Origin of the sequence: Marinitenerispora sediminis, assembly GCF_003336425.1 — a bacterium.
Classification (GTDB): domain Bacteria; phylum Actinomycetota; class Actinomycetes; order Streptosporangiales; family Streptosporangiaceae; genus Marinitenerispora; species Marinitenerispora sediminis.
The window spans coordinates 1-26,245 of the sequence record NZ_QEIO01000011.1 but is presented as its reverse complement, the minus strand read 5'-3'; the positions used below and the strand labels follow the sequence as shown (position 1 = coordinate 26,245).

Sequence of the window (26,245 nt, the reverse complement as noted above, 5' to 3'; positions counted from 1 at the left end):
TGGCGGGGTCCTCCGCGTCTCCCTGAGCACGGACCCGCCGCCCGCGCGGCGCTTGCGGCACGGGGTGGACGGATGCGCCGGCGTGCGGCCGCGCCGCTCTCCGCGCGCGGCCTGCCCCCTTCGGCGAGTCGGCGGGGCCGGCCCGCCCGCGCTTCCCAGCGGCGACCTGCGGGGCGGCGGTTTTGTCAGGCGTTACGGAACATCCCGGCCTCTGGATGAGTTAGAGTCACTGGTGGTCGGTGTGGTAGCAAGTGTCCCCCGGGCCTCACCTTCAGCCTTCGCGGAATACCGCGTACGGCGCCCGCCCCAGGTGGGCGGCCGGACGGTCTGCAGGAGCCGCGTTGTGCCCCGCGCCGAGAGGCGACCGCCACACCGGCCACAGACTTCCCGCCCCGCGCTCGACGTGTCGAGACGTGGGGCGTTCTCTTCTCTACACAGGCGAGCGGAAGGACGCGCGAGCGTGGACGAACGATGGACCCCGGAGCCAGGCGATCACCCGCCCGTGCCACCGGCCGGCCCGGGCCACGTGGCGCGGACCCCCGGGCCGCCCTCCGCCGACGACACCGCCCCCGAGCCGGCGGCGTCCCAGCCGCCCCCCTACCCGCAGGACAGCGGTGCCCCGGCGTGGGATGCGCATCAAGGTGAGCGGACGCCCGGCGGCGGAGGCGACGACCTCCCGCCGGCACCACACGGCGCCGGCGGCGCGCCTGGGACCGCGCCCACCTGGCAGCCCGGACCACCTGCCGACGGGACAGCCGCCCACGAGGCCCACCAGGACCCCTGGCCACACACCGGCACCACCCCCACCGCGGACAGCCACCCCGGAACCGGCCCCCACGACGACACCCGCCAACCGGCGGAGGCGGCCGCCGCCGCTGCGGCCGCTCCGCCCCGGCGCTCCCGCAAGGGACTCGTCATCGGGATCACCAGCACCGTGGTCGCCCTCGCGCTGGTCGGCGGCGGCATCTCCTGGTACGTGGTCACCCGTCCCAAGCCCGAGACCACGGCCACGGCCTTCGTCGAGGCCTGGAACACCGGCGACTACGGCGCGCTTGCCGACCTGGCCACCGGCGAGGGCGTCACGGACGCCTTCACCCAGGTGGCCGAGAACCTCGGGGTGGAGGCGACCGAGGTCGTCCTCGGCACCCTCACCGCCGACGGCGACTCCGCCACCGCTCCGTTCGACGTCACACTGGCGCTGAGCAACGCGGGCGAGTGGAGCTACGAGGGTGAGCTGCCGCTGGCCCGGGTGGACGGCGAGTGGAAGGTCGACTTCTCCCCCGCCGTCATCCACCCCGAACTCGGCGACGGCCAGACGCTGGTCCGCGCCAACGAGTGGGGCGAGCGCGGCCGCATCCTGGCGGCCGACGGGACGCGGCTGGACACCGCCGACGCCTCCGGGTCTGTCAAGATGCTGACCGGCGAGGTCAGCCCCGCGACCGAGGAGGATCTCGCCGACCTCGGACCCGCCTACCAGGAGGGCGACCCCATCGGCAGGGGCGGGATCCAGCAGACCTACGAGGAGCGGCTGGCCGGCACGCCCGCGACCAGCATCCGGGTCGCCGACGCCGACGCGGCGGAGGACGGCGCGGCGGCCGGGGACGCCGACTCCACCGTGGTCGGCACCATCGAGGGCACGCCCGGCGAGGACGTCGTCACCAGCATCGACCCGGCGGTGCAGCAGGCCGCCGCGCAGGCGATCATCGGCGAGGACAAGCCCACCGCCTTCGTGGCCATCCGGCCCTCGACCGGTGAGGTCCTGGCGGCGGCGAACGTCCCCGGCGGCTTCAACCGCGCCCTGGAGGGGCAGTACCCGCCCGGCTCCGCGTTCAAGATCGTCAGCTACGAGGCACTGCTCAACGCCGGTCTGACGACCGGTGACCAGATGAGCTGCCCGAAGACGACCGAGGTCGGCGGCTGGCCGTTCAAGAACGCCGGCGACGCCGAGTACGGCCGCCAGACGGTGACGGAGGCGTTCGCGACCTCGTGCAACACCGCGCTGGTGCAGGAGGTCGCCGAGCGGCTGGACTCCGCGAGCCTCACCGCCGCGGCCGAGCAGTTCGGCATGAACGCCCCCCTGGAGATCGGCATCCCGACCGCCGAGCCGTCCTTCCCCGCCCCCGACAGCACCACGCTGCTCGCGGCGTCCAGCATCGGCCAGGGCCAGATCCTCACCTCACCGCTGCACATGGCGACCGTGCCCGCGGCGGTGGCCGACGGCAACTGGCGCGCCCCGGTGCTCGTCACCGACCCCGAGGTCCCCGACCGCCCCGAGCCGCACGCGATCCAGCACGCCGACGCCCTGCGCGGCATGATGCGCGCGGTGGTCACCGAGGGCAGTGCGAAGGACGCCGGGTTCACCGGCGAGGTGTTCGGCAAGACCGGAACGGCGGAGTACGGCACCGCCGAGGAGGACGAGGAGCTTCCCTCGCACGCCTGGTTCGTCGGCTTCTCGGGCGACGTGGCCTTCGCCGTCGTCGTCGAGGGCGGCGGAGGAGGCGGCGCGGTGGCGGCGCCGATCGCGGCGGACTTCGTGAAGAACCTCTGACCGGCACCGACCGCAGCCCGCACCACCCCCTCGGGGCCGCTCCGCACGGAGCGGCCCCGATGTCCGTACCGGAGCCGCGACGTCGCTCGACAACGGCTCCGGCAGCTGCCGCAGGCATCCCCGGACGTCACCGCCGGCGCGGGCGGAGCGTCCTCGGGGAGCCATGTGCCGGTGAGCTGGGCGGAGCGAGGACGCGCAGCTGCCCGCCCGGACCGCCGACGGGGGGTTGCTGAGCCAGCTGCCCCCATGGCGAGGGGCACCAAGGACCGGTGGGTGACGTCCAACCCCGACCCCCTTCCCACCGCACTCCGCGTCCCTCCCGCCGACGACGCGCCGAACCCGGCCCGCCCAGGCGGCCCGCGCGGGCCCTGGGTCCGTTCCACCTGGGCCGCAAAGCGCCAGGGCCGTGCGCGCCCGGAACCGGGCCGCGGCCGCCCGCGTCGGGAACCGTGTCCCGGCAGGACCTGCTCCGGGGCCACGCGCACCGGTCCGGCGCCGGGGGCAGCCGCCCGGGTCCGCTCCGCGCCGAAGGCGCGCTTCTTGGCCCGCAACGCCCTGCGAGGACTCACCGACGAACCCCGCCCAGGACGCCCCCGTACGCGTCAGCGACGAGCAGGTCGAGCCCGTGGCGCGCCGCCTCGGAGGACACGCCCGCCAACGCCACGTACTGGTCGAGCAGGGCTACGGCCAAACGCACGGGCCTGTCGCGGTCCGCGGTCCCGCGGATCTGGCGCGCCTTCGGTCGGCACCTCCACCGGCAGGAGTCGTTCACCTTCTCCACCGACCCGTTCTCCATCGGCAGGTGCACGACGTGGTCGGGTGGTACGCGGACCCGCCCGAACGCGCGCTCATGCTGTGCGTGGACCAACAGGCCCAGATCCCCGGCGCCGGACCGCTCCCACCCGGTGCCACCGATGCTGCCCGGGGTGCCCAAGCGGACCCCCGCGACGACGTGCGGGCGGGCGCCACCACCCGGTCCGCCGCGCTGGACACGGCCAGTGGCCGGGTGATGGGCTCGCCGCACCGCCGCCACCGGGCCGAGGAGTTCAGGAAGTCCCTCAACGAGGTCGGCCGCGAGGTTCCCCAGGGCCCTGCGGGTGCACCTGGTCCGCGGCGACGACGCCACGCACAGGACGACCGCGATCGAGCGGCGGCTGCCGGCCCGTCCCCGGTCGCGCACGCACTTCACCCCGACCAGCGCTTCCCGGCCGAACCTGGTCGAGCGCTGGTTCGCCGAACCCACGATGAAGCGGTCGCGCCGTGCGGCGCACACGTCAGTCCAGGCCTGGGAGAAGGACATTCGTTCCTGGGGCATGCAGCGGAGCCCCCGGCCGTTCGTGCGGCACAGGACGGCCGAGGAGGTCCCCGAATCCCGCGCGTGTACTACTGATGAATCGACGGCTCAGGACACTAGGAGCTCGCCGGCACTCCTACGGCCTTCGCCGGCACCCCTGAGACCACGGCCTCGGGCGAGCTCGTCGTGCGCGACGGGCTCGCCACGGGCTGCGGCGGCGTCATCGCGAACACCACCACGAGCAGCCCGACCAGCAGCGCGGCGATCGCGCCGCAGACGGCCCACGGCTTCCATCCCGCCCCGTCCTCCACGCCCTCCGGGCCGTCCTCCGCGAACGGGTCGTCGGTGCCGAACGCGCTCAGACGTTCCGCGAGCTCGGGATCGTCCTCGCTGAGGCGGTGCTCGATCTCGGCCAGGATCCGTCTCTCGTTCTCACGCAGAGCCATGGCACCCCTCCTCCGCCGGTGGGAGACCGGCCCCGCTGGCCCTGCCGCAGCCGCCGATCTCCGCCCAATACCCACATTCCTATCCGTGTGCCGACGCGGCAATCATGCGTCGCACACGTCGTCAACCAGACCCATCAGACGAACTGCCGCGTTCCGCCTCACTCGGTCGAGACGGCCGCGCCCGGACCCGGTGCGCTCTCGGTCCGGTAGGCGTCCACGGCGGTGACGAAGTAGCGGACCGGCTCCTCGGCCGGCGACGCGTCCAGGTACTCCTGCTCCCCGGAGCCCGCGGCGCCGACCACCGCCGCGAGGTGGCTCGCGTCGGCCAAGGCGCACAGGTCGTCTCCCCCGCCCAGAACCCGGTAGACGGCGAACATCCGGGCGTCGTCGGAGCCGGTCCACGTCAGCCGCACACCGTCCGCCGAGCGCTCGGCCCGCAGCTCGGCGACGGGCGGCGCGGCACCCTCGGCGCCGGGGACGGCGGGTGGCAGCGCCGGGCGCGGGTAGTGGTCGGCCACGGTGCGCTCCATGGCGTCGGCGGCACGGCCGGTCAGGTCCTTCATCGAGAAGTACACGTCGCCCGCCACCTGCGGGTGGCCGGCGTTGAAGTCCAGCTGCCGGGAGAGGGCGTCGGCGCCCTCCCAGCCCTCCTCGCCGACGTTGTAGGCGGCCTGGCCGATGTAGAGGTCGACACCGGTGCCCTCGACCTCCCGCGACCACCAGGGCACCAGCTCCTCGTAGTCGGCCACCTCGAAGCCCCGGTACCAGTAGAGCTGCGGCACGACGTAGTCGACGGTCCCCTCCTGGATCCACGCGCGGGTGTCGGCGTAGATGGCGCTGTAGGACTCCAGGGCCCGCGTCGCGGAGCCGGAGTCGGCGCTGGTCTCGTTCTGCCACACCCCGAACGGCGAGATGCCGAACCGCACCCACGGCTTGGTCTCCTGGATCCGGCCGTGGATGTCGGCGACCAGCGCGTTGACGTTCGCCCGGCGCCAGTCGCCGCGGTCGTCGTGGTCGCCGCGGTGCGCGGACCAGCTGGCGTCGTCGTCGAACTCCTCGCCCTCGGCCGGATAGGGGTAGAAGTAGTCGTCGAAGTGCACACCGTCGACGTCGTAGCGCTCCACGACGTCGAGCACCGTGTCGCTCACCCACCGCCGCACCTCGGGGTTGCCGGGGTCCAGCCAGCCCTGGTCGTCGTACTCGATCAGCCAGTCCGGGTTGCGCCGCGCCGGATGGTCGTCGGTGAGGTTCTCCAGGTCCGGGTCCCGCCAGCCGACCCGGTAGGGGTTGAACCAGGCGTGCAGTTCGAGGCCGCGCGCGTGCGCCTCCTCGACGGCGAACTCCAGCGGGTCGTAGCCGGGGTCGCCGCCCTGCTCTCCGGTGAGGTAGCGGGCCCACGGCTCGCGCTCGGAGCGGTAGACCGCGTCAGCGGTCGGGCGCACGTGCAGGAACACGGCGTTGAGCCCGAGCGCGCTCGCCTGGTCCAGCCGCTCGCGCAGTTCCCGCTGCTGCCGCTGCGCGCTGAGGCCGGGCTCGCTCGGCCAGTCGATGTTGCGCACGGTGGCGATCCAGGCGCCGCGCATCTCGTGCTTGGGGAAGCGGGCGTCGGAGGTGCAGTCCTCCGGCAGCGCGGCGGAGAGCGGTCCGGCCGAGGAGGACGCTCCGCCCCCGGGCCGCTCCCCGTCCGCGCCCGGCTCGCCGACCCGCGGCTCGAAGCCCGGCGGGATGCTCGCGCACGCCACCATCACCGGCAGCGTCACCAGCGCCGCCACGGACCTCCGCAGCCATCCCATCGAGTCCGACCTCCGCATCGTTGGTGGGTTGTCCGGTCCGGTCGTCCGGTCCGAAAGGACAGCCTAGAGTCCGGCCGCCGCGGGCACCGGAGAACGCGACTCCCGGCGGCGGATTCGGCCCCGCCCGGACCGCCCGCCCTGTGCGGGACCACTCACCGGTGCGGACAGGCGGCCCGTCTCCCGCGTCCTAAACTGGAATGTCGTGAGTGTCGCCCCCGAATCGCCGAAGCAGCTGACCGTCCGAACCGTACCGCTGCATGACGGCCGCCCCCTGCTCGCCCACCTGCCGGAGGCCGCGCCGCTGGCGTGGCTGCGCGGCGGCGAGGGGCTCGTCGGATGGGGCGAGGCCGCCCGGATCACGCTGCCGGCCGAGAACGGCGGCAGCGGCGGCAGCGGCGTCCAGCGGTTCGGTGCGGCGGCCCGCTGGCTCGCCGAGGTCCTGGCGCGGGCCGAGGTGACGGACGCGCTCGACCTGCCGGGCACGGGGCCGGTGGTGTTCGGCGGCTTCACCTTCGCCCCGGACTCCGCCGGCTCCACCCTGGTGCTGCCCCGTGTGGTCATCGGGCGGCGCGGCGACCGGACGTGGCTGACCACGGTCGGCGACGGTCCCGGAGCCCGCCCAGCGGACGTGCTGCGCGAGGTCCGGCCGCTGCGCCCCGTCGGGCGGCTGGCGTGGCGGGACGGGACTCCGGACGCCGGCCAGTGGCGCGCGGCCGTCGCGGAGGCGGTCGCCCGGATCCGCGCCGGTGCCCTGGACAAGGTCGTGCTGGCCCGCGAGGTGCACGCCGACGCTCCCGCGGACATCGACGTGCGGACCCTGCTGGCCCGCCTGTCGCGCGACTACCCCGGCTGCTACACGTTCTCGGTGGCCGGCATGGTGGGTGCGACCCCCGAACTGCTCATCCGCCGCGAGGGGGACGACGTCACGTCCCTGGTCCTCGCCGGGACCCGCGCCCGCGGCGGCACGCCCGAGGAGGACGCGCGGCTCGCCGCCGACCTCACCGGCTCTGCCAAGGACGTCGAGGAGCACCGCTACGCGGTCGACTCCCTGCGGGCCACCCTCACCCCGCTCTGCTCGTCGATCGACGTCCCCGACCTGCCGGAGCTGCTCCGGCTGGCCAACGTCCAGCACCTCGCCTCCCCCGTGCGCGGGACCCTGCGCCCGGAGGTCTCCACCCTGGACGTCGTCGCCGCCATGCACCCCACCGCGGCGGTCGGCGGCACCCCGACGCCGACCGCGGTGGACCTGATCCGCGACCTGGAGGGCACTGACCGCGGCCGCTACGCCGGCCCGGTCGGCTGGTTGGACGCACGCGGCAACGGCGAGTGGGGCATCGCCCTGCGCTGCGCCGAGATCACGGGGCCGCGGGCCCGCCTCTTCGCGGGCTGCGGCATCGTGGCGGGCTCGGACCCGGACGCGGAACTGGCGGAGGCCGACTCCAAGTTCCGGGTGATGCGCGAGGCTCTCACCGACGGGACGTAGCGGCGGCCCGGGCGCTCACGCCGGCGCCGACGTCGGCGCGGGGATGCGCCCCTGAGCCGTGTACTCCGCCAGTCGCCGCCCGGTGGTGTCGATGACGTCGTTCAGGGCCCGGCGCGAGCGGGTGAGCGTGTCGATGCGCTCGTCCAGCCCCTGCATGCGTGCGCGCAGCATGACCAGGGTTTCGGGGCAGGGTTCGAGGTCGGGCCCCGTCCCGGTGGCGCAGGGCAGGAGGAACTCGATCTCCTTGGTCGACAGGCCGGCGTCGAGCAGCTTCCTGATCTGGGCGACGGTCGTGACGGCGTCCTCGGAGTACTCGCGATAGCCGTTGGCGCCCCGGCCGGGCTCCAGGAGCCCCTGGGATTCGTAGTACCGGAGCTGATGTGCGGGGACACCTGTTCGACGGCTCAGTTCACCGATCAGCATGCTTCCGCCCCTTGACCTTCATATCGGTATGAACGTTGAGGATTCTGCCATGAGCAATGACGCACCTCTGGAACAGCACATGACGCGGCATCACGACACGGACCGCACGCCCGTGACGGTCATCGGCCTGGGGCGGATGGGCCGGGCGCTCGCCGAAGCGTTCCTGCGCGACGGGCATCCCACGACCGTGTGGAACCGCACGGCGGCGAAGGCCGAACCGCTCGTCGCCAGCGGAGCGACGCTGGCCGGCTCCGTGGCGGACGCCGTCGCGGCCGGCCCGCTCGTCGTCGTCTGCATCACCGACTCCGATGCCGTACGCGAACTCCTCGACCCGGCGGGCGGGGTCCTCGGCGGCCGGGTCCTGGTGAACCTCTCCACGGGCACCTCGCAGGCGGCGCGCGCCACCGCCGAGTGGGCGGCCGGCTGGGGCGCCGCCTACCTCGACGGCGCGATCATGGGCACCCCCGCGGCCATCGGCACCGCGGACGCGTTCCTCCTGTACAACGGGTCGCGCCCGGCCTTCGACGAGCACGAGGCGGCGCTGCGGAGCCTCGGCGCGGGAACCGCGTACCTGGCCGAGGATCCCGCTCTCTCGGCACTGCACGAAATGGCGGTGCTGAGCCTGATGTGGAACACGATGAACGGCTTCCTGCACGGCGCCGCCCTCCTCACTCGCGCGGGAGTGGACGCCACGACGTTCGCGCCGGTCGCGAAAGCCAGTATCGAGACGGTGGCCGGCTGGGTCTCCGGCTACGCCCGGCAGATCGACAGCGGGGCCTACCCGGTCGATGACATCACGCTCGGCGCCCACGCGGTGGCGATGCGGCACCTCATCGACGAGAGCGCCGCCGTCGGGGTCAGCACCGAACTGCCCCGGTTCCTCGCGTCCCTCGCCGATCGGGCCGTGAACGCCGGGCGAGGCGACGACGGCTACGTCGCGATGATCGAGCAGTTCCGCACGCCGGAGGAGAAGCGATGACCGCGTCCCCCTACGACCCGCGCACGCTCCTCGCGGAGAGCCGACTCGGCGTCCTCGCGACACTGAGGTCGAACGGCCGACCGCAACTCTCCCCCGTCCAGCCCTTCTACGACCGGCCGGCCGAGGTCATCTACGTTTCAACGAGCGCGGCGACGGCCAAGATCACCAACCTGCGCCGCGACCCGCGGGCGGCCCTGGAGGTCACCGCCCCGGACGGCTCGGCATGGGCCACCGCCGAGGGCACGGCGACCCTCATCGGCCCGGGCACCGACCCGCACGGCCCGGAGGTGGCGGCACTGGTGGACTACTACCGCGCCGCGGCGGGAGAGCATCCGGACTGGGAGGAGTACCGGTCGGTGATGGTGTCCGACCGGAGGGTGCTGATCGTGCTGTCGGTCGAGCACGTCTACGGGGAGGGCTTGCCCTGACGGAGCAGCGGCGGGCCCGGACGACTGCGCGTCGAGGTTCGCGGCGCCGGTGGTAGCCGCGACGCCTGCCGTCCGCGTCCCGTGACCGACCCCGACGCGGAGAACGGACGCGGGCTGCTCCTGGTGCAGACCCTGGCGGACGACTGGGGACCGCTCCCTCACGGCGTCGGCCCCGGCAGCTACTTCGAACTCTCCTGGAGGCCGTGACGCGGGACCCGACCGCGGCGCTCTCACCCCAGCGCCGCGGTCACTTCCTCCTGCAGCCTCCGCCGCTGTGCCGCCGACTCCGCTCGGTCGGTGCGGACCTCGATCAGCCGGATCCCCTCGCCCAGTAGGGCCTTGGGCAGGTCGCCCGCCCATTCCAGGCGGGTGTAGGGGACCTCGGCCGCCGCGGCCACGCGTTCCATCGACGCGCCGTGCGGGGTGCCGAAGACCCGTTCGAAGTCGGGGTGGCCGGCCTGTTCCAGGCCGGAGAAGATGCCGCCGCCGTCGTTGTTCACCACCACGAGCGCCAGATCGGGGCGGGGTTCGTCGGGACCGGTGATCAGGCCGTTCTGGTCGTGCAGCAGGGCCAGGTCGCCGATCAGGGCGGCCGCGGGGCCGCCGCCGTCGCGCTGGTGGGCCAGGGCGGCGCCCACGGCGGTCGACACCGTGCCGTCGATCCCGCTGACACCCCGGTTGCCGATGATGCGGGCGCCGCAGCGGGCGGGCATCGTGGCGTCGAGATCGCGGATCGGCATGCTGGATCCGGCGAACAGCAGGGAGCCGTTGGGGAGGTGGCCGGCCATGTCGCGGGCCAGGCGGAGTTCGCCGAGCGTGTCGTCGGCGTCCAGCAGCTCGTCGGTGGCGGCTCGGGCGGCGGCCTCGGCGTCCCGCCAGGAGCGGGACCAGGGCGTGTCGGGCTCGGCGGTGGCCGCGGCGACCACTCCGGGCACGACGTCGGTGGCGGTGCGCACCGGGTCGGCGAACGCCGTCGGCTCCCCCACCACGACATGCCGACCGGCCCGGCGCAGGTAGCCGAGCAGCTGGCGCGACAGCCCCGGCCGCCCCACGCTGACCACGATGTCCGGCTCGTGCGCGGCGACGAAGTCCGGTACCGCGAGCAGGTGCCGGTAGGTGGAGACCGCCTCGGCGCGACGCGCGTTGGAGGTGGGCTCGGCCAGCAGGGGCCAGCCGGTCTGCACGGCCAGCGCGAGGTAGGGCACCGGGTCGTAGTCGCCGTCCCCGCACACGATGACGCCGCGCTGGACCGGTGGCAGCACCATGGGCGGCGCTTCCAGCGGCGGGGCCCCCGCCATCGAGATCCAGGACCGGCCGCCGTCCCGCCCCGCCAGTGACTCCGGCCAGGGCTCCCCCGCGCCGTCCGGATCGGGCACCAGCGGGTCGCGGAACGCCAGGTTGAGGTGCACCGGCCCCGGCAGCCGCCCGGAGGCGGCCGCCCAGGCGCGGCAGGCCAGCGAGCGCCAGTAGGCCACCATCCCCGGCACGGGCTCCGGGACGCCCACCTCGGTGAACATCCGCACCGCCGAGCCGTACAGCGCGATCTGGTCCACCGTCTGGTTGGCGCCCGTTCCGCGCAGCTCCGGCGGCCGATCGGCGGTGAGCAGCAGGAGCGGCACCCCGCTCTGGTCGGCCTCCAGCACCGCCGGGTGGAAGTTGGCGGCCGCGGTCCCGGAGGTGCACACCAGCGCGACCGCGCGCCGCGCGGTACGGGCCAGCCCGAGGGCCAGGAACGCCGCGGACCGCTCGTCGATGCGCACGTGCGTCCGGATCCCCGGGTGGGCGACCAGGGCGAGCGCCAGCGGCGTGGACCGCGACCCCGGCGCGATGACGGCCTCGGCCAGCCCGCACCGCGCCAGCTCATCGACGAGGACACGCGCCAGGGCGGTGGAGGGGTTCACAGCAGCTTCTTTCATCGTCGGCTCGCGGTCGGGGGCGGGGAACGGCCAGCCCGGGGAGCGGGTGCGGCGGGGGTGCCGCCGTCCCGTCTCCCGTCGGCGGAGCCGGCCGGGCGACCGGACCGGCGATCCGCCAAGCTGCCAGGCTACGGCACGCGTGTCACGCGACAGGCACGAACGCGCCGTTCAGCCGTATTTCGTGACCGGCCTCCGTTCTGCGCACCCGGACGCGGACATGTCCGCCACGTGTCCCGCCCGCCGACGGCCGCTGGGAGCCCGGAACGGCACCGTTCCAGCGCGACCGGTCAGCCGGCCGGGCCCGCTCCTCCGTCTCCGGCCCGCCTACCGGTCCCCGCTCCGCCGTGGTGAGGCGCCTGGTGCCGCTGGTGCGCGGGCGCACGCCCGGGACGGGAACCCCTCCTGTACCTGGCCGGCCAGGACGGCGCGCACGACGCGTTCGGCGCGGACGGGCGCCGGAGCGGGATCACCCGCGCGGGGAGCGCTCTCTGGTGGAGGCGGCGCCGATCGAGGCGGAGATGGGGACGGCCGCACCCCGTGGGCGGTCGCTCGGATACGGCCGCGCGGACACGGTCCCGGCGTCAGGGCCGGTTGTGCGGGTGTCCGGTCGGTTTCGGGCGGCGGCGCGATCCTCCGGTCGGCGCGACGCGCGGCTCGGAACTGGCGGGGTCGCGGGCCGCTGGGCGGTGCCGCGCGGCCAGGCGCGTGGGGGCTATGCCATCACGGGGCCGCCGTGCCCGGTCGGCTGGTGGCAGTGGTGGGTGATGTGTTCGACGAGGACCTGCCAGCTGTCGGCCAGGGAGCGGCCGTCGTCGGGTTGCGCCTGGTTCGTGGTCAGGTAGAGCAGGAGCGGGCCTTCGAGGGCGCCGGTGAGCTGGACGGCGAGGCCGTCCAGGAGGCCGGGGGGCAGGCGGGCCTGGGCGAGCAGCATGCGGATGTGGGCGCGGGTCATGCTGACCGCGCCCGCCGGGGCCGGTTCGGAGGGGTCCATGGCGGCTCGGGCGATGGCGTGGTGGGCCAGGAGGAAGGGGATGCGGGCGCGCCCGTAGGCGATGAGGCGCTGGCGGGGGTCAGCACCGGGGCCCAGTGGTGGCGGGCCGGAGAGGACCTGTTCCTGGAACCGGCGTTCGTTGTCGTCGAGCAGGGCGCGGAAGATGCCCGCGCGGGTGCCGAAGCGGCGGAAGACGGTCCCTTTGCCGAGCCCGGCGCGTTCGGCGAGGGCGTCCATGGTGACCTTGTCCGCTCCGTGCTCGGCGATCATCGCGCGGGCGGTCTCCAGGAGGCGTTCGCGGTTGCGTGCGGCGTCGGCGCGCTCGGCGCGCGGTTTCCCAAAGGGCACGGTGGGCGGATTCACAGAGGCAATCTACCCCTCGCAGCAAAAGCGGGGTAAAGTCCGCTTATGCTTTCGGGGACGGCATCGGGCCGTCACCCCCGCGTCCGCCATCGCTCCGCGCCTCGCGGACCTGCACCTCTTGGAGAAGTGAGCCCTCATGCACCTGTTCCGACTGGACGCCAGCATCCTCCCGGCCATGTCCACCAGTGCGGAGATCGCCGACCGCGCGGAGGCCGAATGGGCCGCCGCCCACCCGGACGGCACCGTGACCCGCCGCCACCTGGGCGCCACCCCGCTGCCCGCCGACGCCTGGGCACTGGCCACCACCGCCGGCTCCACCTCCGAGGCCGAGCGCACCCCGGCCCAGCGCGATGCGCTCGCCCTGGCGGCGGAACTGGCGGCCGAACTCCAGGACGCCGATGCCGCCATCCTGGCCGTGCCGCTGTACAACTTCGGCGTCTCCCAGCACTTCAAGACCTGGGTCGACCTGGTGATCGCGGGCGCGGGACCGGCCACCCCGGTGCTGAAGGGCACCCGCACGGTTGTGGCCACCACCCTGGGCGGCGGCTACGGACCCGGCACCCCGCGCGAGGGCTGGGACCACTCCACCCCCTACCTCCGGCGTGTCGTCGGCGGCATCTGGCAGGCCGACCTCACCCTCATCAAGTGCGAACTCACCCTCGCCGCGACCACGCCCGGCATGGAGGGGCTGCGGGACCTCGCCGAGCAGCAGCGCACCCAGGCCCTGGACGCCGCGCGCGACGCCGGCCGGGTGCTGGCCGGCGTCTGAGCCGCGGCAGGAAGGCGGGGGCACGTCTGCGGAGTCGGTTCCCGCCACTGGCCAATGAATGCCATCGCCGATGACCTGCGTATCGAGGCGGCCCCGGCGAGCACCTCGACATCGGCGTCGACTTCGCCAGGGTGCGCGCCCACCACCACGCCGCCAAGGCCCCGAAGCGGACGGGCCCGGCGGCACGAAAGGATACGGATCCGACGCGCTCGGCCGGTCCCATGCGGCGCGAGAACCACCGCAGACGTGGACCGGCGAGCGGCAGGCCGCCGGCCGTCGGCCGGGCCGCCTACCGGAACGGCACCGCCCCGGGACACCTGCTGCAACCGGCACCACCGTGGAACACGCGATCAACGTGCGCGAGCAGAACCCCGCGTGACCAGGGACCACAAGAAAACCGTGATCGGTGACGGAACCGTCCGACTCGCCGCCATCCGCGTCTGGCTACGCGACCTCGCCCGTTGAGGCACTGCCGAGGAGGGAGGCGGCCAGCTTGGCAGCTGGGCGGCTATCGCAGCCACCGTGCGGACCCGCGTGCCCGGCAGCGATGGTGCCGGAGGGCGGAGGGGACGGGCTCGGCGTCGCCGATAGCGGCCACGGCCTGGCGGAGAAGGCCGCCCGGCGGTTTCCGGCCGACGCCGTTGGGCATGGCCGACCCCCGCCGGAGTGCGCATCTGGACCGCCTTCGGGAAGGCCCCGGACCCGCTCGTCTGTCCCCTGACCGTGCCCGATCGGCGTAGCCAGGGGCGTTCGCGCGCCCGGGGCAGCCCGAGGCCGGTAGAGAAGTGCGGGGCGAGTGAACGCCGTAGACGGCCCGAGGATCAGCGACCGGGCGTCCGTCCGGCGGCCTCGGCCGACCGCGGGACTCGTGGTGCGGCTTGGTCGCTGACGGCGCCCTGCCGTGCCGGTCGGCGGCCGCCGAGCGGCCAGCGGCCGCTTGTCCGGGGCGCTGATCAGCCCGTCGCACCGGTTTCTGGCGTTCGGTGTCCGATCCACCGGTGGGTGCGCGCCCGCGTCCTCCCATGGTGCGCGCTGACCGGTGGGATCACGGCTCCCCACTGGGAGGCGGGAACCGGGCGATGTAGCGCAGGGCCCGGCTCCACGGATCGAAGGCGAAGCGCTGCCGAGGGCGGTGGCGGTGGCAGGCGCAGAACGTGTCCAGACCGGCGTTGATCGCCTGCGGCCGCAGGTCCGCCGCGGGCTCGGCGGCCCGCGTCACGGCCAGCAGTTCGCCAGGCCGGGTCCACCCGCCGTGGTCGAACGCCCAGGTCCCGTCGGTGACGTAGACGTGGCCGGGATCCCGCTCCCCGCGCGGCCACAGGCCCATGGCACGGAAGCCGGCCTCCGGATAGGTCTCCAGGAACGCGAAGGCGAGGATGTGGCACGCCCCGGCCGCGAAGAACGCCGTGTCCTCCCGGTTCCACGAGAGCAGCTGGTCCCGGCGTTCCTCCGCGGTCCGCCTGAAGTGCGCGCTGGGCCGGTACACCCTTCCAGGGTAGGAGCGTTCACCTCGACGGGAGCGCCGGAGCGGACAACCCCACGACAGTGCGCTGGGGCCCGTCCCGGACAAGGCGGGAGTCACGTCGGTCCGACCCTCCGCGAGCCGCTGGGAGCGGCACCTGCCGCTCCGGCCGGTCACCGCGACTCCCCAGTGGGGACGGGCCCTCGCCGCCGGCCCCGACGCCGTGGCGGCCACTGGCCCGTGCTCGCCGGGCCCTCACCGCGGGTTCCGGCGGTCCTCTCCCGCCTCCGCCGACGTCACACCTCACCCGCGGTGGCCCGCTGCTCCCGCCACACCTCGCGGGCGGCCGCCACGCGGGCCGGCCAGCCCGCGGGATCGGCCTCCACCTCCGCGAGCCGGTCGGCGTCGACCTCGGGTCGGCGCACCGGCAGGTACCCGTCGACCGGCTCCAGCGGCTCGGCGCAGACGTCCGCCGCCAGCAGCCGCATCGTCGCCAGCCCGCACGCGTACGGCAGCTCCGGCAGCGCCGCCGCGAGCGCCACGCCCGCCGCCAGCCCGACCGAGGTCTCCACCGCGCTGGAGACGACCACCGGCAGCCCGCACGCCTCGGCCACCCGCAGCGCCGCCCGCACCCCGCCCAGCGGCTGCACCTTGAGCACCACGATGTCCGCGGCGCCGGCCGCGCGCACCCGCAGCGGGTCCTCGGCGCGGCGGATCGACTCGTCGGCGGCGACCGGGACGTCCACCCTGCGCCGGACCTCGGCGAGCTCGGCGAGGGTGGCGCACGGCTGCTCCACGTACTCCAGGCCGAACCGGTCGAGCTCACGGACCATCCGCACCGCGGTGTCCACGTCCCAGCCGCCGTTGGCGTCCACCCGCACCCGGCCGCCCGGCCCGATGGCGTCGCGGACCGCCTCGACCCGGGCGATGTCGTCGGCCGCGCGCTGCCCGCGCTCGGCGACCTTCACCTTGGCCGTGCGGCAGCCCCGGCCCTCGGCGACGATGCGGGCCGCGTGCTCGGGGCCCACGGCGGGCACGGTCACGTTGACCGGTACCCGGTCCCGGACCGGGTCCGGCCAGCCCTGCTCGGCGGCCTCGTGGCAGGCCGCCCACCACCGCGCGCACTCCCGCGGCCCGTACTCGGCGAACGGGGAGAACTCCCCCCAGCCCGCCGCCCCGCGGACCAGGACGCCCTCCCGCGAGGTGACGCCCCGGAAGCGGGTGCGCATCGGGATCGCGAAGACCCGGAGCGAGGGCTCTTCCCCGCTTCCGCGCGTCGCCGCCTGCCGCATGCCCGTCCTCCCTCTCGCCCGCCTTTGCGTGGCCGTGCCGGTCAGGGACGGCGCGGGAACCGGTCGAACTCGGGGCGGCGCTTCTCGCGGAACGCGTCGCGGCCCTCCTGGGCCTCCTCGCTCATGTAGTAGAGCATCGTGGCGTCACCCGCGAACTGCTGCATGCCGGCCGCGCCGTCGCTCACGGCGTTGATGGCGCCCTTGAGCATCCGCAGCGCCAGCGGCGACTTCTCCAGCAGTTCGCGCGCCCACGCCACGGTCTCCTCCTCCAGGCGCTCCAGCGGCACGACCGTGTTCACCATGCCCATGTCCAGTGCCTCCTGGGCGGTGTACTGCCGGCACAGGTACCAGATCTCGCGGGCCTTCTTCAGGCCGACCGTCTCGGCCAGCAGCCAGGACCCGTAGCCGCCGTCGAAGGAGCCGACCTTCGGCCCGGTCTGGCCGAACCGCGCGTTGTCGGCGGCGATCGTCAGGTCGCAGCAGACCTGGAGCACGTTGCCGCCGCCGATGGACCAGCCCGCCACCATCGCGATCACCGGCTTGGGCAGCCGGCGGATCTGCACCTGGAGGTCCAGGACGTTGAGCCGGCCGATGCCCTTGCGGGCGACGTCGTCGTCGCCCATGTAGCCGTCGTCGCCGCGGATCTTCTGGTCGCCGCCGGAGCAGAACGCCTTGTCGCCGGCGCCGGTGAAGATGATGACGCCGACCTCGGAGTCGTCGCGGGCCACGTTGAACGCGTCCTGCAGCTCGAAGAGCGTCTGGGGGCGGAAGGCGTTGTGCCGCTCCGGGCGGTTGATCGTGATCTTGGCGATGCCCTCGGCGGTTTCGTAGATGATGTCGGTGTACTCACCGGACCGCTGCCAATCGACCACGCTGCTCACGATCTCCGTCAACTCCTTAGCGACGCTGTGATCGAGGCGATGGCCGACCGCCCGGCCCGCGGCCGTCGTGGGCGCGCCGGATCGCCTCACCAATCCGGGGATCAACCCTAGTCGCCTGCCCGTAGCGCCCGGTACGCGGCAGCGGATCCGCGCCGCGGGCGGCGGTGCCCCGGACCGGGCGGCGAGGGCCCCGCGGGCGCGACTACGCTGGTGGGCCGTGCCGAACCGACCGCTGCAGGCGGTGCTCGGGCTCGACGGAGCCCGGCTCGCCGACCTCCTCTCCGCCGCGATGTCCGGGGGCGGGCCGGCCCTGCTGCCGATCGCCGCCGACGCCCCGCGGCCGCACGTCCGAGCGCTGCTGCGGGCCATGCGCCCCGCGACCCTGCGCACCGCCGACGGCGTCACCCCGCTGGACGGCGCGGCCGGCGTCGCCGAGGACACCGCCCTGCTCATCGCCACCTCCGGCTCCACGGGCGAGCCCAAGGGGGTCGAGCTGTCCGCCGCGGCGCTGCGGCACTCGACCCGGGCCTCGACGCACCGGATCGGCGCCGGACCCGGCGATGCCTGGCTGTGCGTCCTGCCCACCAGCTACATCGCCGGGCTCCAGGTGGTGCTGCGGGCGCTGTCGGGCGGGGCCGAACCGCTGTACCGGCGCTTCGACCCGGCCGAGGTGATGGCGGCCGCGGCCGAGCACCGTCCGCACGTCTCGCTGGTGCCGACCCAGCTGCGGCGGCTGCTCGCCTCCGGCGCCGACCTCTCCCTCTTCCGCACGATCCTGCTCGGCGGCGCCGCCGCGGACGAGCGGCTGCTCGCGGCGGCTCGCGCGGCCGGCGGCCGGGTGGTGACCACCTACGGGATGAGCGAGACCTGCGGCGGCTGCGTCTACGACGGCGTGCCGCTGGACGGCGTGGCGGTGCGCCTGGCCGACGACGGGCGGGTGCTGCTGTCCGGGCCGGTGCTGTTCAGCGGCTACCGGCTGCGCCCCGAGCTGTCCGCCGAGCACCTGGTGGACGAGGGCGGGCGGACCTGGTTCCGCACCGGGGACCTCGGCCGGCTCGCGGACGGGCGGCTGACCGTGCGCGGCCGGGTGGACGACGTCATCAACACCGGGGGGCACAAGGTCGTGGCCGGCGAGGTGGCCGCGCTGCTCGCCCGGCTGGACGCGGTCGCCGACGCGGCCGTGGTGGGGCGCCCGGACCCGGAGTGGGGCGAGCGCGTCACCGCCGTCGTGGTGCCCGCGGACCCCGCCGCCCCGCCGACCCTGCCGGAGCTGCGCTCGTGGGTGGCGGAGCACCTCCCGCGCTACGCCGCCCCGCGCGAGCTGGAGCTGCGCGCCGCACTGCCGCTGCTCGCCTCCGGCAAGCCCGACCTCCGCGCCCTGCGCCAGGCGGCCGGCCCGCAGGCCGGTCCCCGCGAATGACCGCGGGGCTCCGGGGCAGGGGGCACTCCACGGGCACCGCTCCGGGCGGCGGCGCGGCGCCCTGAGTAAGGGAACTTCCCGGCACCGGGGCACGTCTATCCCACACAGCGGTCCTCGCCCCGGAGGAAGGAGGCCGTGGATGCGGATCATCCCGCGCGGCCGGATCGCCGGCATCGCGGCTCCGGCCCTGCTCAGCGTCACGCTGCTTCCCTCGGCGGCGGCCGCCGCCGAGCCGGACGGCGGAGCCGGCCCCGACCGCCCGCCCACCACCGCCGCGCGCGGCCCGGACGTGCACGCCACGGGCGCCGACCCCGGCGGGGTGACCGCCTACTGGACCGACGAGCGGATGGACGCGGCAGGGCCGGTGCCCATGACCCGCGGATGACCGCCCTACCCGCTCGCCACGGCACCCACTACCACATCGGACGTGACCTAGGCCACTGCCAACGATATCCAATCGAGATCGGGAACATTTGACTCTCTAACACGTTGGACATAATGGCGCGCCAAGACGGCGGACTCCTAGCCGCCGCGCGCCTGACGTCTTGGAAGGGAGGGAGGTGCCCTCATGCCGCGCACTGCCCTAGCCACTTCTCCCACGGCGACGGGGACCGCCGCCGGGCCCACCGCCTCGGCGGCCCTGGAGGAACTGATCACGCGGGGGCGCTCGCAGGGACACCTGTCCCTGGCGGAGCTTCGGGCCGCGTTCTCCGCGGCCGGCATCAGCCCGGCCGACGGCCGCTCCATCCTGCGCGAGCTCGGCGACGCCGGGGTCCGCCTGGCCAACAGCGGAGGCGACGGCGCGGTCGAGTCCGTGGAGGCCGACGAGGACGAGCTGGAGGAGGCCCTCGACACCACCCGGGCCGAGGTCGCCGACCCCAAGGGTCGCCGTGTCAGGTCCACCGTATCCGACACCGAGGCCCCCGAGGCCGATCTGGACGATCAGTCCCCCGCCATGGGCGACTCGGTGCACACCTACCTCAAGGCTATCGGCCGCCGCCAGCTGCTCACCGCCGAGCAGGAGGTGGACCTCGCCAAGCGCATCGAGGCCGGCCTCTTCGCCGAGTACAAGCTCGGCCTGGTGGAGGGCGCGTCGCGGCCCGACGGGCTCAGCGCGGCAGAGCGCGAAGAACTGGAGTGGATCGCCGAGGACGGCCGGCAGGCCAAGTCCCACATGCTGGAGGCCAACCTCCGGCTGGTCGTGTCGGTCGCCAAGAAGTACAGCGATCGCGGCATGTCCCTGCTCGACGTCGTGCAGGAGGGCAACCTCGGGCTCATCCGCGCGGTCGAGAAGTTCGACTACGCGAAGGGCTACAAGTTCTCCACCTACGCCATGTGGTGGATCCGGCAGGCCATACAGCGCGGCTTCGCCGACTCGGCCCGCACCATCCGCCTCCCGGTCCACGTCCTGGAGCTGCTCAGCAAGGTGAGCCGGCTGGAGCGCGACATGCACCAGACCCTCGGGCGGGAGCCGACCCCGGAGGAGCTGGCGCACGAGCTCGACAAGACGCCGGCGCAGATCGAGGAGCTGCTGCGGGTCACCCGGCAGCCCATCAGCCTCGACTCCACCATCGGCGAGGACGGCGAGACCCGCATCGGCGACCTCATCGAGGACATCGACGCCTCCGAGGCCTCGGAGGTGGTCGACCGCCAGCTGATGGCCGACCAGCTGCGCCGAGCGCTGGACGACCTGGAGCCGCGCGAGGCCACCATCATGTCGCTGCGGTTCGGCCTGATGGACGGCCGGCCGCGCACGCTGGACGAGATCGGCAAGCACCTCGGCCTCACCCGCGAGCGGATCCGCCAACTGGAGAAGCAGTCGCTGTCCAAGCTCCGGCACCCCAGCCGGGCCCAGCAGCTGCTCGACTTCGCGAGCTGACGGCCCGTTCCCGGTCGGCACAACGGTGAGCGACGACCGGCCCCGCGCCCGCCAGGGCGCGGGGCCGTCGCCTGCCTGCCGGACTTCAGGGTGATCCCTGACCTTTCCCGGAGTTCCCGGCGAACCGGTCACGCTGCCGCGGCGTACGGGGATACTGGGTGCCATGTCCCACGAGCCCGTGCCCCGGGACGAGGTGGCCGCCGCCCTCAAGGCCGGCCGCGAACTCGGCCCCGAATACGACGACGCCGTCGCCTCCTCCCTCGCTGAGCGCCTCGACCAGACCATCGACGCGCGCATCGCCGCCCGTCTCGCCGCGGCGGGGGTCCAGGAGGGCAACCAGCCGCCGGCGCGGCGCGGCGGCATGAGCCGCAACACGCTCCGCTTCGTGATGGGCATCATCTCGCTGACCCTGGCCATCCCGATCACCGCGATCGGCGCCAGCGCCGCCGGCGCGATCGGCATGCTGGCCGGGCTGTTCGGCGTCATCGCGGTCTACCTGATGGTGGTACTGGGCGCGGACCGCTGACGGCGAGCGGCCTCGGGATCGGACCCCGGGGGGCGGGCGGCACCAGACCCGGACGGTCCGGGTCGAGCCGGGACGCGTCCGGGACGCCTTGGCACGGGAGGCCGATCGGCCGGTTTGCACGGGTTACTGGGCGTTCAGCGCCAGATCCGCAGACGGGTGCGCACGGTGGGGCGGCCCGGGTCGAGCTGGTTCCGCATGGTCGGGGCGACCGCCTCGCCCCCTTGGCGGGCCAGCCGGGGAACACCGCCGCCGGCTCCTCTGCGAGGGACCGGGCGGACCGGCGCCCGCATGCCCCGGGCCTCGTGCCTTCGGGACGGGCGGGGAACGGGGCCCGACACACCCGCGGTACGGGCGGGCACGGCCGCGGTGGTCCCCGACCGCGCCGCTACGGTTTCCGACTCCGCGCGCAGGTGGGAACCTGACGTAGTCCCGGATGGTCCGGCCCGAATGGCAACGGGGCGGACGCCTGGCGGTCCCCCTGCCCCGAGGTCGACCCCTACTCAGCCGGCACCGTCCTCGTGCGGCTCCCGCCGAGCGTCGGAGCCGCCGGCGTCCCCGGGTCCCCGGCCGTCCACAACCGCCGAGAACGGCATTCCGGGCCCAGGCGCCGAGCGCTCCCGCCGGGAAGGCCCTCGCCGGTCCGACGCCGGCCGGCGCAACGGCGCGGACCGGCGGGCCCGGCCGGGGCCGCCGGGCCTCAGCGCGCGCTCTGCCGCAGCGCCGCGGTGACGATCTCCAGCGCCTCGGCCCGGTCCAGCCCGAGCCGGGAGATCACCTCCGCGTAGGCGCGGGCCGCCGCGAGCGCCTCCGCGCGCTGGCGGTCGCCGCCGGCGGCGACGAAGGTGCCGGAGCGGCCGCGCGTCTCGACCACCCCGGCCTGCTCCAGTTCCCGGTAGGCACGGGCGGCGGTGTTCACAGCGACCGACAAGTCCTCGGCGAGGGCCCGCACGGTCGGCAGCTTGTAGCCGACGGGGAGCTCACCCCGGGCCGCGGCGTTGGCGACCGCGAGGCGGATCTGCTCGTACGGGGGAGTCTTCGACGCTGGATCGATACGTATGAAATCCGGCATCCCGCTCTCTCCGTCCACGCGGCGGCGCCACTCCGGGGCCGGCCGCACCGCTCCGTCCCGCCGCTCGTCCCGGCGGGCACGCTCCGTGCCCTCCGATCCTGTCACCGTTCGCGGAGCGGCGCACCGGCGAGCCGGGCAGCCGGCGCCGGTCAGGCCGCCGGCTGGCGCGGCACCCGCGCGATGCCGTGCAGGCGGTGGCGTTCCCGCAGGGTCAGGAACCGCTCCGCGGCGGCCGTCGCCTCCCGGACGTCGGCCCGGGCCATGCGGCGCCGCCGGTAGATCCGGTCGTCGTAGCCGCGCGCGCCGATGAGCGCCCGCTGCCGGGCGTAGGCGGCGCGCATCGCCTCGGTCAGCGCCGCGTCCAGTTCCATGCCGCGCCGGTGCAGTTCCTCGACGTCGGCGCCCTCGACGCGCGCCGCCCGCAGCCGCCGCTCCGCCTCGGCCGCGGCGGCCACCAGCCCGGGCAACCGGGCCGCCGACTCGACGTCCTCGGCATGCCGCCGCCGCGCCTCCGGTCCGATCCTGCGCCTGCCCACCACCATGGTCGCTCCTCGTCCGATCCGGGTCACCGCCGGGAATTCACGGCCGAGCACCACTGTAGAGGTGGCCGACGTCACATGGGAGGGGTGCGGCACGTCGCCCCGCATGCCTTTACGCGGTAAGCCTAGGATGGGCCGAGTGAGCTACAGCAACGCCACGGGACGCGTGCGCAACAACGCCGGTCTGACCACGGAGCGCATCGTCACCGAAGCCCTCCGCATCATCGACGGCCAAGGCCTGGGCCGCCTCACCATGCGCCGCCTGGGCGACGCCATGTCGGTGGAGGCCATGGCGATCTACCACCACTTCCCGCTCGGCAAGGAGCAGCTGTTCGACGCCATCGTCGAGCACATCACCGACGTCTCCCCCGCGCCGCCCCGGGACGCGGTGGCGGAGGACCACACCGACGAGGACACCGATCCGGACGCCGGCGCCGAGGAGGCGCCGCAGGATGACCGGCCGTGGGACGAGCGGCTGCGCTCGTGGGCGCACGACTACCGCGCCGCGCTCCTGCGGCACTCCGGGGCGCTCTCCCTGATGATCAACCGGCGCCCCGACACCCCCTCGGCGCTGCGGTCCCAGGAGATCCACTACGCCGCGTTCGAGGAGGCCGGCCTGGCCGGTGCGGACATCGTGCGGGCCGCCGCCCTGCTGGACGCCTACGTGACCGGCGCGGTCATCCAGCAGGTGCGCCTGGAGAGCGTGCCGAACCCGCAGGCGCCCGTCGTCGACGGCCGCTACCCGCACGTGGCCGCCCTCCAGGGCACCGTCCTGGACGCCGACGCCCGCTTCGAGGCGGGACTGGCCGCGGTCCTCGCCAGCGTCACCGCACCGGCCGGCCGGTCCGCCTGAGCCTCCGCACCGAAGCACGTCCCGGTTCAGACCGAGCCGTCCAGCTCCTGGGCGATGATGGCGGCCTGCACCCGGCTGCGCAGGTCGAGTTTGGCGAGGATCCGGCTGACGTGCGTCTTCGCGGTGGTCTCGGTGATCCCGAGCCGGCGGGCGATCTGCTGGTTGGACAGCCCTTCGCCGACGCAGCCCAGCACCTCGCGCTCGCGCGGGGTCAGCTGGGCGAGCGCCGCCGCGCCCGGTGCCGTCCACGCCGCCGGGCCGCCGCTGCCGAACCGGCCCGGTGGGCGTCCCGCACCGGCGAACTCCCGGATCAGCCGGCGGGTGACCGCCGGCGCGATCATCCCCTCGCCCCGCGCGACCACCCGGACCGCCGCGACGAGGTCGTCGGCCTCGATGTCCTTCAGCAGGAACCCCGCCGCCCCGGCGCGCAGCGCCCCGAACACGTACTCGTCCAGGTCGAACGTGGTGAGGATGAGCACGTCGACCCCCATCCCGGTCAGCTCCCGCGTGGCGGAGATCCCGTCCCTGCGCGGCATCCGCACGTCCATGAGCACCACATCGGGGCGCAGCCGCCGCGCCGCGGCCACCGCCTCCTCCCCGTCGGCCGCCTCCGCGACCACCTCGACGTCCGGAGCGGAGTCGAGGATCATGACCAGCCCCGAGCGCACCGCCCACTGGTCCTCCGCCACCACCACCCGGATCACGACGCGCCCACTCCCGTTCCCGTACCGGCGCCGACCGGGACCTCGGCGCGCACCCGCCACCGTCCGCCGTCCGCCGGTCCCGCGGCGAACGTACCGCCGAGCAGCGCCACCCGCTCGCGCATCCCCGTGAGCCCCGCGCCGCCGCCGAGCTCCGCCGCCGCCTCCGCGCCCGACCCCGGCGGCATGGCGTTCTCCGCGGTGATCACCAGGAGCCGGAGGCCCGGGCCGGACTCCCGGCGCTCGACGGTCACGCGCACCCGCTTGGGTTCGGCGTAGCGCAGCGCGTTGGTGAGCGACTCCTGGACGATGCGGTAGCCGGCGGCGTCCACCTGCGCCGGCAGCGGCGACGCCGACCCGCGCTCGGTGTAGTCCACCTCCAGCCCGGCCTCGCGCGCGACGTCGACCAGGCGCTCGGCGTCGGCGAGCCGCGGCATGACGCGCTCCAGCGCGGGCGCGTCGGCGGCGCGCAGCACCCCGATCATCTGCCGCATCTCGGCCAGCCCCTGCACGCTGTTGTCGCGCACCACCTCCAGGATCCGCCGGACGCGCTCCGGATCGAACTCCCGCATGGACAGCGCGGCGGTGGACTGCACGGCCACCGCGCTGAGGTGGTTGGCGATCACGTCGTGCAGTTCGCGCGCCACGCGGCCGCGTTCGGCGGCGATCGCGCTGCTCCGGTCGAGTTCGGCCATCCGCGCCACCTGCTGGGCGCGCTCGCGCTCCAGTTCGGCCCGCATCCGGTACTCGCGCACGGTGAACCCGCTGGTCAGGGGCACCAGGAACAGCACGGCCGCCAGACCGAGGAGCTGGAGCAGGTCGAGCATCCCGCCGGGGAGCCCGCCGGTCGCCAGCAGGTACACCAGGACGGCCAGCACGACGACGTGCCCGGCCAGGACGACGTAGAGGGTCCACAGGGCCATCCGCCGCCGCCCGAAGGCGCCGATCCCGTAGAGGACGTCCCCATAGGAGATGAACACCCAGGTCGACGGCCCGAAGAGGGCGCCGTCCGCCGCCAGTGCCAGCGTCCCGAGCAGCAGCGCCAGCCACGGCCTGCTCCGCCGGAACAGCAGCGCCACGCACACGCAGGCGAGGGTGAGGAGCAGCGTCCACGCCGGCACACCGGAGCGGGTGACGTAGGAACCCAGCAGCCAGAACACCAGGCCCACGGCGAAGTGCGCCGCGGCCCACAGGGCACTGCCCACGTAGACGGAGCCGCCCAGGATCCGCCGGTCGATGATCTCCCGCAACCGAGTCGCCCGCACCGCTCCATCACAGCACGTCCGCGGCGGCGGCGCGTACATCGAAGGATGCAGCGCGATCTCCTCTCGGCGGGCGACGCGCCGCGCCCCCGCGCACGTGGATGCTGGGATCCGACGCTCGGAGGGCCGCCGGAGACACCGGCGCGCCCGGCAGCCGGGCGCCGACCGAACCGACGGGGAGTACGGACGAGACCATGGTCGTGACCTTCATCCTGGCCGCCGAGGTGCTGTTCTGGGTGCTGCTGCTGGGCGGGCTGGCCGCCCGCTACCTGCTGCGCATGCGGCGGGTCAGCACCGTGGCGCTGCTGCTCGTGCCCGTGCTGGACGTCGCGCTGCTCGCCGTGATCGTGCTGCACCTGCGCGCGGGCGGCACCGCGGACTTCAGCCACGGCCTGGGCGCGCTCTACCTGGGGTTCACCGTCGGCTACGGCCACAGCATCATCCGGTGGGCGGACGTCCGGTTCGCGCACCGGTTCGCCGGCGGGCCGCCTCCGGAGAAGGGGCCCGAACGCGGCCCGGCCCGGCTGCGCGCCGAGTGGACGGCATGGCTGCGCGGCCTCGTCGCCTGCCTCATCGGCGCGGCGGTCCTCACCGGCCTGATCCTGCTGGTCGGCGACCCGGCCCGCACCACGGCGCTGAACTCCTGCTACCCGCCGCTGGCGATCTTCATGTTCTGGAACACCGTCATCGCGGTGTGGGGCAGCGTGGCGTCCCTGCGGCCGGAGCCGGTCGCGCACCCGGAGGAGCCGGCCCCCGACGCCTCCCGGTGACCCGGGCACCGGCTCTCCCGCCACGGCGGGCACCGGCGCATGGCCGTGGTGGACGGGCTGGCCACCTGCGCCTCCCGCAGGAGCTAGGCCCCAGGACGTCGAGGACGGGGCGGGCCACGGGGCTGGGGGCGGCGGCGTCGAGGTCGAGCGGGCCGGTG

At 74.7% G+C, this 26,245-nt stretch carries 25 protein-coding genes; 12 read left to right on the top strand and 13 right to left on the bottom strand.

Annotated features, from left to right (window positions below; genetic code table 11):
- Positions 1–460: 460 nt before the first annotated feature.
- Entirely contained in the window at positions 461–2,548 is a 2,088-nt protein-coding gene (locus DEF28_RS03380) for a penicillin-binding transpeptidase domain-containing protein (protein WP_233515071.1), read from the top strand.
- A gap of 565 nt (positions 2,549–3,113) precedes the next feature.
- Here DEF28_RS03380 and DEF28_RS03375 read toward each other — a convergent pair.
- From DEF28_RS03375 to DEF28_RS03365, 3 genes are all read right to left on the bottom strand, one after another.
- On the bottom strand, positions 3,114–3,848 hold the full coding sequence (locus tag DEF28_RS03375) for a hypothetical protein (protein ID WP_114400107.1): 735 nt from the start codon (positions 3,846–3,848) through the stop codon (positions 3,114–3,116).
- A gap of 110 nt (positions 3,849–3,958) precedes the next feature.
- Positions 3,959–4,288 carry a DUF3040 domain-containing protein gene (locus tag DEF28_RS03370; RefSeq protein ID WP_114400108.1) on the bottom strand — a complete coding sequence of 110 codons (330 nt, stop codon included), beginning with the start codon at positions 4,286–4,288 and terminating at the stop codon, positions 3,959–3,961.
- Positions 4,289–4,446: 158 nt separating this feature from the next.
- On the bottom strand, positions 4,447–6,081 hold the full coding sequence (locus DEF28_RS03365) for a glycoside hydrolase family 10 protein (RefSeq protein ID WP_114400109.1): 1,635 nt from the start codon (positions 6,079–6,081) through the stop codon (positions 4,447–4,449).
- A gap of 202 nt (positions 6,082–6,283) precedes the next feature.
- Here DEF28_RS03365 and DEF28_RS03360 point away from each other — a divergent pair, with 202 nt between their 5' ends.
- Positions 6,284–7,564: an isochorismate synthase gene (locus DEF28_RS03360; protein ID WP_114400110.1), complete on the top strand. Its 1,281-nt coding sequence runs from the start codon at positions 6,284–6,286 to the stop codon at positions 7,562–7,564.
- Positions 7,565–7,579: 15 nt separating this feature from the next.
- Here DEF28_RS03360 and DEF28_RS03355 read toward each other — a convergent pair whose 3' ends face one another.
- Positions 7,580–7,987 carry a MerR family transcriptional regulator gene (locus DEF28_RS03355; RefSeq protein ID WP_114400111.1) on the bottom strand — a complete coding sequence of 136 codons (408 nt, stop codon included), beginning with the start codon at positions 7,985–7,987 and terminating at the stop codon, positions 7,580–7,582.
- 49 nt (positions 7,988–8,036) lie between these two features.
- Here DEF28_RS03355 and DEF28_RS03350 point away from each other — a divergent pair, with 49 nt between their 5' ends.
- From DEF28_RS03350 to DEF28_RS28775, 3 genes are all read left to right on the top strand, one after another.
- Complete coding sequence (locus DEF28_RS03350; RefSeq protein ID WP_233515070.1) at positions 8,037–8,966, top strand: NAD(P)-dependent oxidoreductase; 930 nt, start codon at positions 8,037–8,039, stop codon at positions 8,964–8,966.
- On the top strand, positions 8,963–9,394 hold the full coding sequence (locus DEF28_RS03345; RefSeq protein ID WP_114400113.1) for a PPOX class F420-dependent oxidoreductase: 432 nt from the start codon (positions 8,963–8,965) through the stop codon (positions 9,392–9,394). Before DEF28_RS03350 ends, DEF28_RS03345 begins: the two co-directional genes overlap by 4 nt.
- Positions 9,395–9,475: 81 nt before the next feature.
- On the top strand, positions 9,476–9,601 hold the full coding sequence (locus DEF28_RS28775) for an ATP-binding protein (RefSeq protein WP_147280233.1): 126 nt from the start codon (positions 9,476–9,478) through the stop codon (positions 9,599–9,601).
- A 23-nt stretch (positions 9,602–9,624) separates the two neighbouring features.
- Here DEF28_RS28775 and menD read toward each other — a convergent pair whose 3' ends face one another.
- Together menD and DEF28_RS03335 are read right to left on the bottom strand one after the other, a co-directional pair.
- Positions 9,625–11,295 (bottom strand): 2-succinyl-5-enolpyruvyl-6-hydroxy-3-cyclohexene-1-carboxylic-acid synthase, encoded by a 1,671-nt coding sequence (gene menD, locus DEF28_RS03340; protein WP_181874421.1) that lies wholly within the window; start codon positions 11,293–11,295, stop codon positions 9,625–9,627.
- A gap of 727 nt (positions 11,296–12,022) precedes the next feature.
- Positions 12,023–12,664, bottom strand: coding sequence for a TetR/AcrR family transcriptional regulator (locus tag DEF28_RS03335; protein ID WP_114400727.1), 642 nt, complete (start codon positions 12,662–12,664; stop codon positions 12,023–12,025).
- Between the two features lie 136 nt (positions 12,665–12,800).
- Here DEF28_RS03335 and DEF28_RS03330 point away from each other — a divergent pair, with 136 nt between their 5' ends.
- Positions 12,801–13,433: an FMN-dependent NADH-azoreductase gene (locus DEF28_RS03330; protein WP_114400728.1), complete on the top strand. Its 633-nt coding sequence runs from the start codon at positions 12,801–12,803 to the stop codon at positions 13,431–13,433.
- Between the two features lie 1,045 nt (positions 13,434–14,478).
- Here the strand turns inward: DEF28_RS03330 and DEF28_RS03325 are convergent.
- The 3 genes from DEF28_RS03325 to menB all read right to left on the bottom strand — a co-directional run bounded on the left by DEF28_RS03325 (position 14,479) and on the right by menB (position 17,068).
- Positions 14,479–14,919, bottom strand: a complete 441-nt coding sequence (locus DEF28_RS03325; protein ID WP_114400729.1) for a hypothetical protein — start codon at positions 14,917–14,919, stop codon at positions 14,479–14,481.
- Positions 14,920–15,191: 272 nt separating this feature from the next.
- Positions 15,192–16,187, bottom strand: a complete 996-nt coding sequence (locus tag DEF28_RS03320; RefSeq protein WP_114433315.1) for an o-succinylbenzoate synthase — start codon at positions 16,185–16,187, stop codon at positions 15,192–15,194.
- Positions 16,188–16,228: 41 nt separating this feature from the next.
- Positions 16,229–17,068, bottom strand: a complete 840-nt coding sequence (gene menB / locus DEF28_RS03315) for a 1,4-dihydroxy-2-naphthoyl-CoA synthase (RefSeq protein WP_114400171.1) — start codon at positions 17,066–17,068, stop codon at positions 16,229–16,231.
- Positions 17,069–17,285: 217 nt separating this feature from the next.
- On the opposite strand from menB, the gene DEF28_RS03310 reads away from it, so the two are divergent.
- The 4 genes from DEF28_RS03310 (at position 17,286) to DEF28_RS03295 (ending at position 20,893) form a co-directional block, all read left to right on the top strand.
- Complete coding sequence (locus tag DEF28_RS03310) at positions 17,286–18,488, top strand: AMP-binding protein (RefSeq protein WP_114400169.1); 1,203 nt, start codon at positions 17,286–17,288, stop codon at positions 18,486–18,488.
- A 139-nt stretch (positions 18,489–18,627) separates the two neighbouring features.
- Complete coding sequence (locus DEF28_RS03305; RefSeq protein ID WP_114400168.1) at positions 18,628–18,873, top strand: hypothetical protein; 246 nt, start codon at positions 18,628–18,630, stop codon at positions 18,871–18,873.
- Positions 18,874–19,056: 183 nt separating this feature from the next.
- Complete coding sequence (locus DEF28_RS03300) at positions 19,057–20,367, top strand: RNA polymerase sigma factor (RefSeq protein WP_114400167.1); 1,311 nt, start codon at positions 19,057–19,059, stop codon at positions 20,365–20,367.
- 163 nt (positions 20,368–20,530) lie between these two features.
- Positions 20,531–20,893 (top strand): hypothetical protein, encoded by a 363-nt coding sequence (locus DEF28_RS03295; protein ID WP_114400166.1) that lies wholly within the window; start codon positions 20,531–20,533, stop codon positions 20,891–20,893.
- A 697-nt stretch (positions 20,894–21,590) separates the two neighbouring features.
- Here DEF28_RS03295 and DEF28_RS03290 read toward each other — a convergent pair.
- Both DEF28_RS03290 and DEF28_RS03285 read right to left on the bottom strand, forming a co-directional pair.
- Complete coding sequence (locus tag DEF28_RS03290) at positions 21,591–21,962, bottom strand: GntR family transcriptional regulator (protein ID WP_114400170.1); 372 nt, start codon at positions 21,960–21,962, stop codon at positions 21,591–21,593.
- 149 nt (positions 21,963–22,111) lie between these two features.
- Complete coding sequence (locus DEF28_RS03285) at positions 22,112–22,504, bottom strand: hypothetical protein (protein ID WP_114400165.1); 393 nt, start codon at positions 22,502–22,504, stop codon at positions 22,112–22,114.
- A gap of 136 nt (positions 22,505–22,640) precedes the next feature.
- On the opposite strand from DEF28_RS03285, the gene DEF28_RS03280 reads away from it, so the two are divergent.
- Complete coding sequence (locus DEF28_RS03280; protein WP_233515069.1) at positions 22,641–23,354, top strand: TetR/AcrR family transcriptional regulator; 714 nt, start codon at positions 22,641–22,643, stop codon at positions 23,352–23,354.
- Between the two features lie 26 nt (positions 23,355–23,380).
- On the opposite strand, the gene DEF28_RS03275 is transcribed toward DEF28_RS03280, so the two are convergent.
- Together DEF28_RS03275 and DEF28_RS03270 are read right to left on the bottom strand one after the other, a co-directional pair.
- A complete protein-coding gene (locus DEF28_RS03275) occupies positions 23,381–24,058 on the bottom strand; it encodes a response regulator (protein WP_114400163.1) in 678 nt (225 codons plus the stop codon).
- Positions 24,055–25,320, bottom strand: a complete 1,266-nt coding sequence (locus DEF28_RS03270) for a sensor histidine kinase (protein ID WP_233515068.1) — start codon at positions 25,318–25,320, stop codon at positions 24,055–24,057. The genes DEF28_RS03275 and DEF28_RS03270 overlap by 4 nt, the downstream gene beginning before the upstream one ends.
- Positions 25,321–25,511: 191 nt before the next feature.
- On the opposite strand from DEF28_RS03270, the gene DEF28_RS03265 reads away from it, so the two are divergent.
- Complete coding sequence (locus DEF28_RS03265; protein ID WP_114400161.1) at positions 25,512–26,087, top strand: hypothetical protein; 576 nt, start codon at positions 25,512–25,514, stop codon at positions 26,085–26,087.
- The last annotated feature ends 158 nt before the right edge of the window (positions 26,088–26,245 follow it).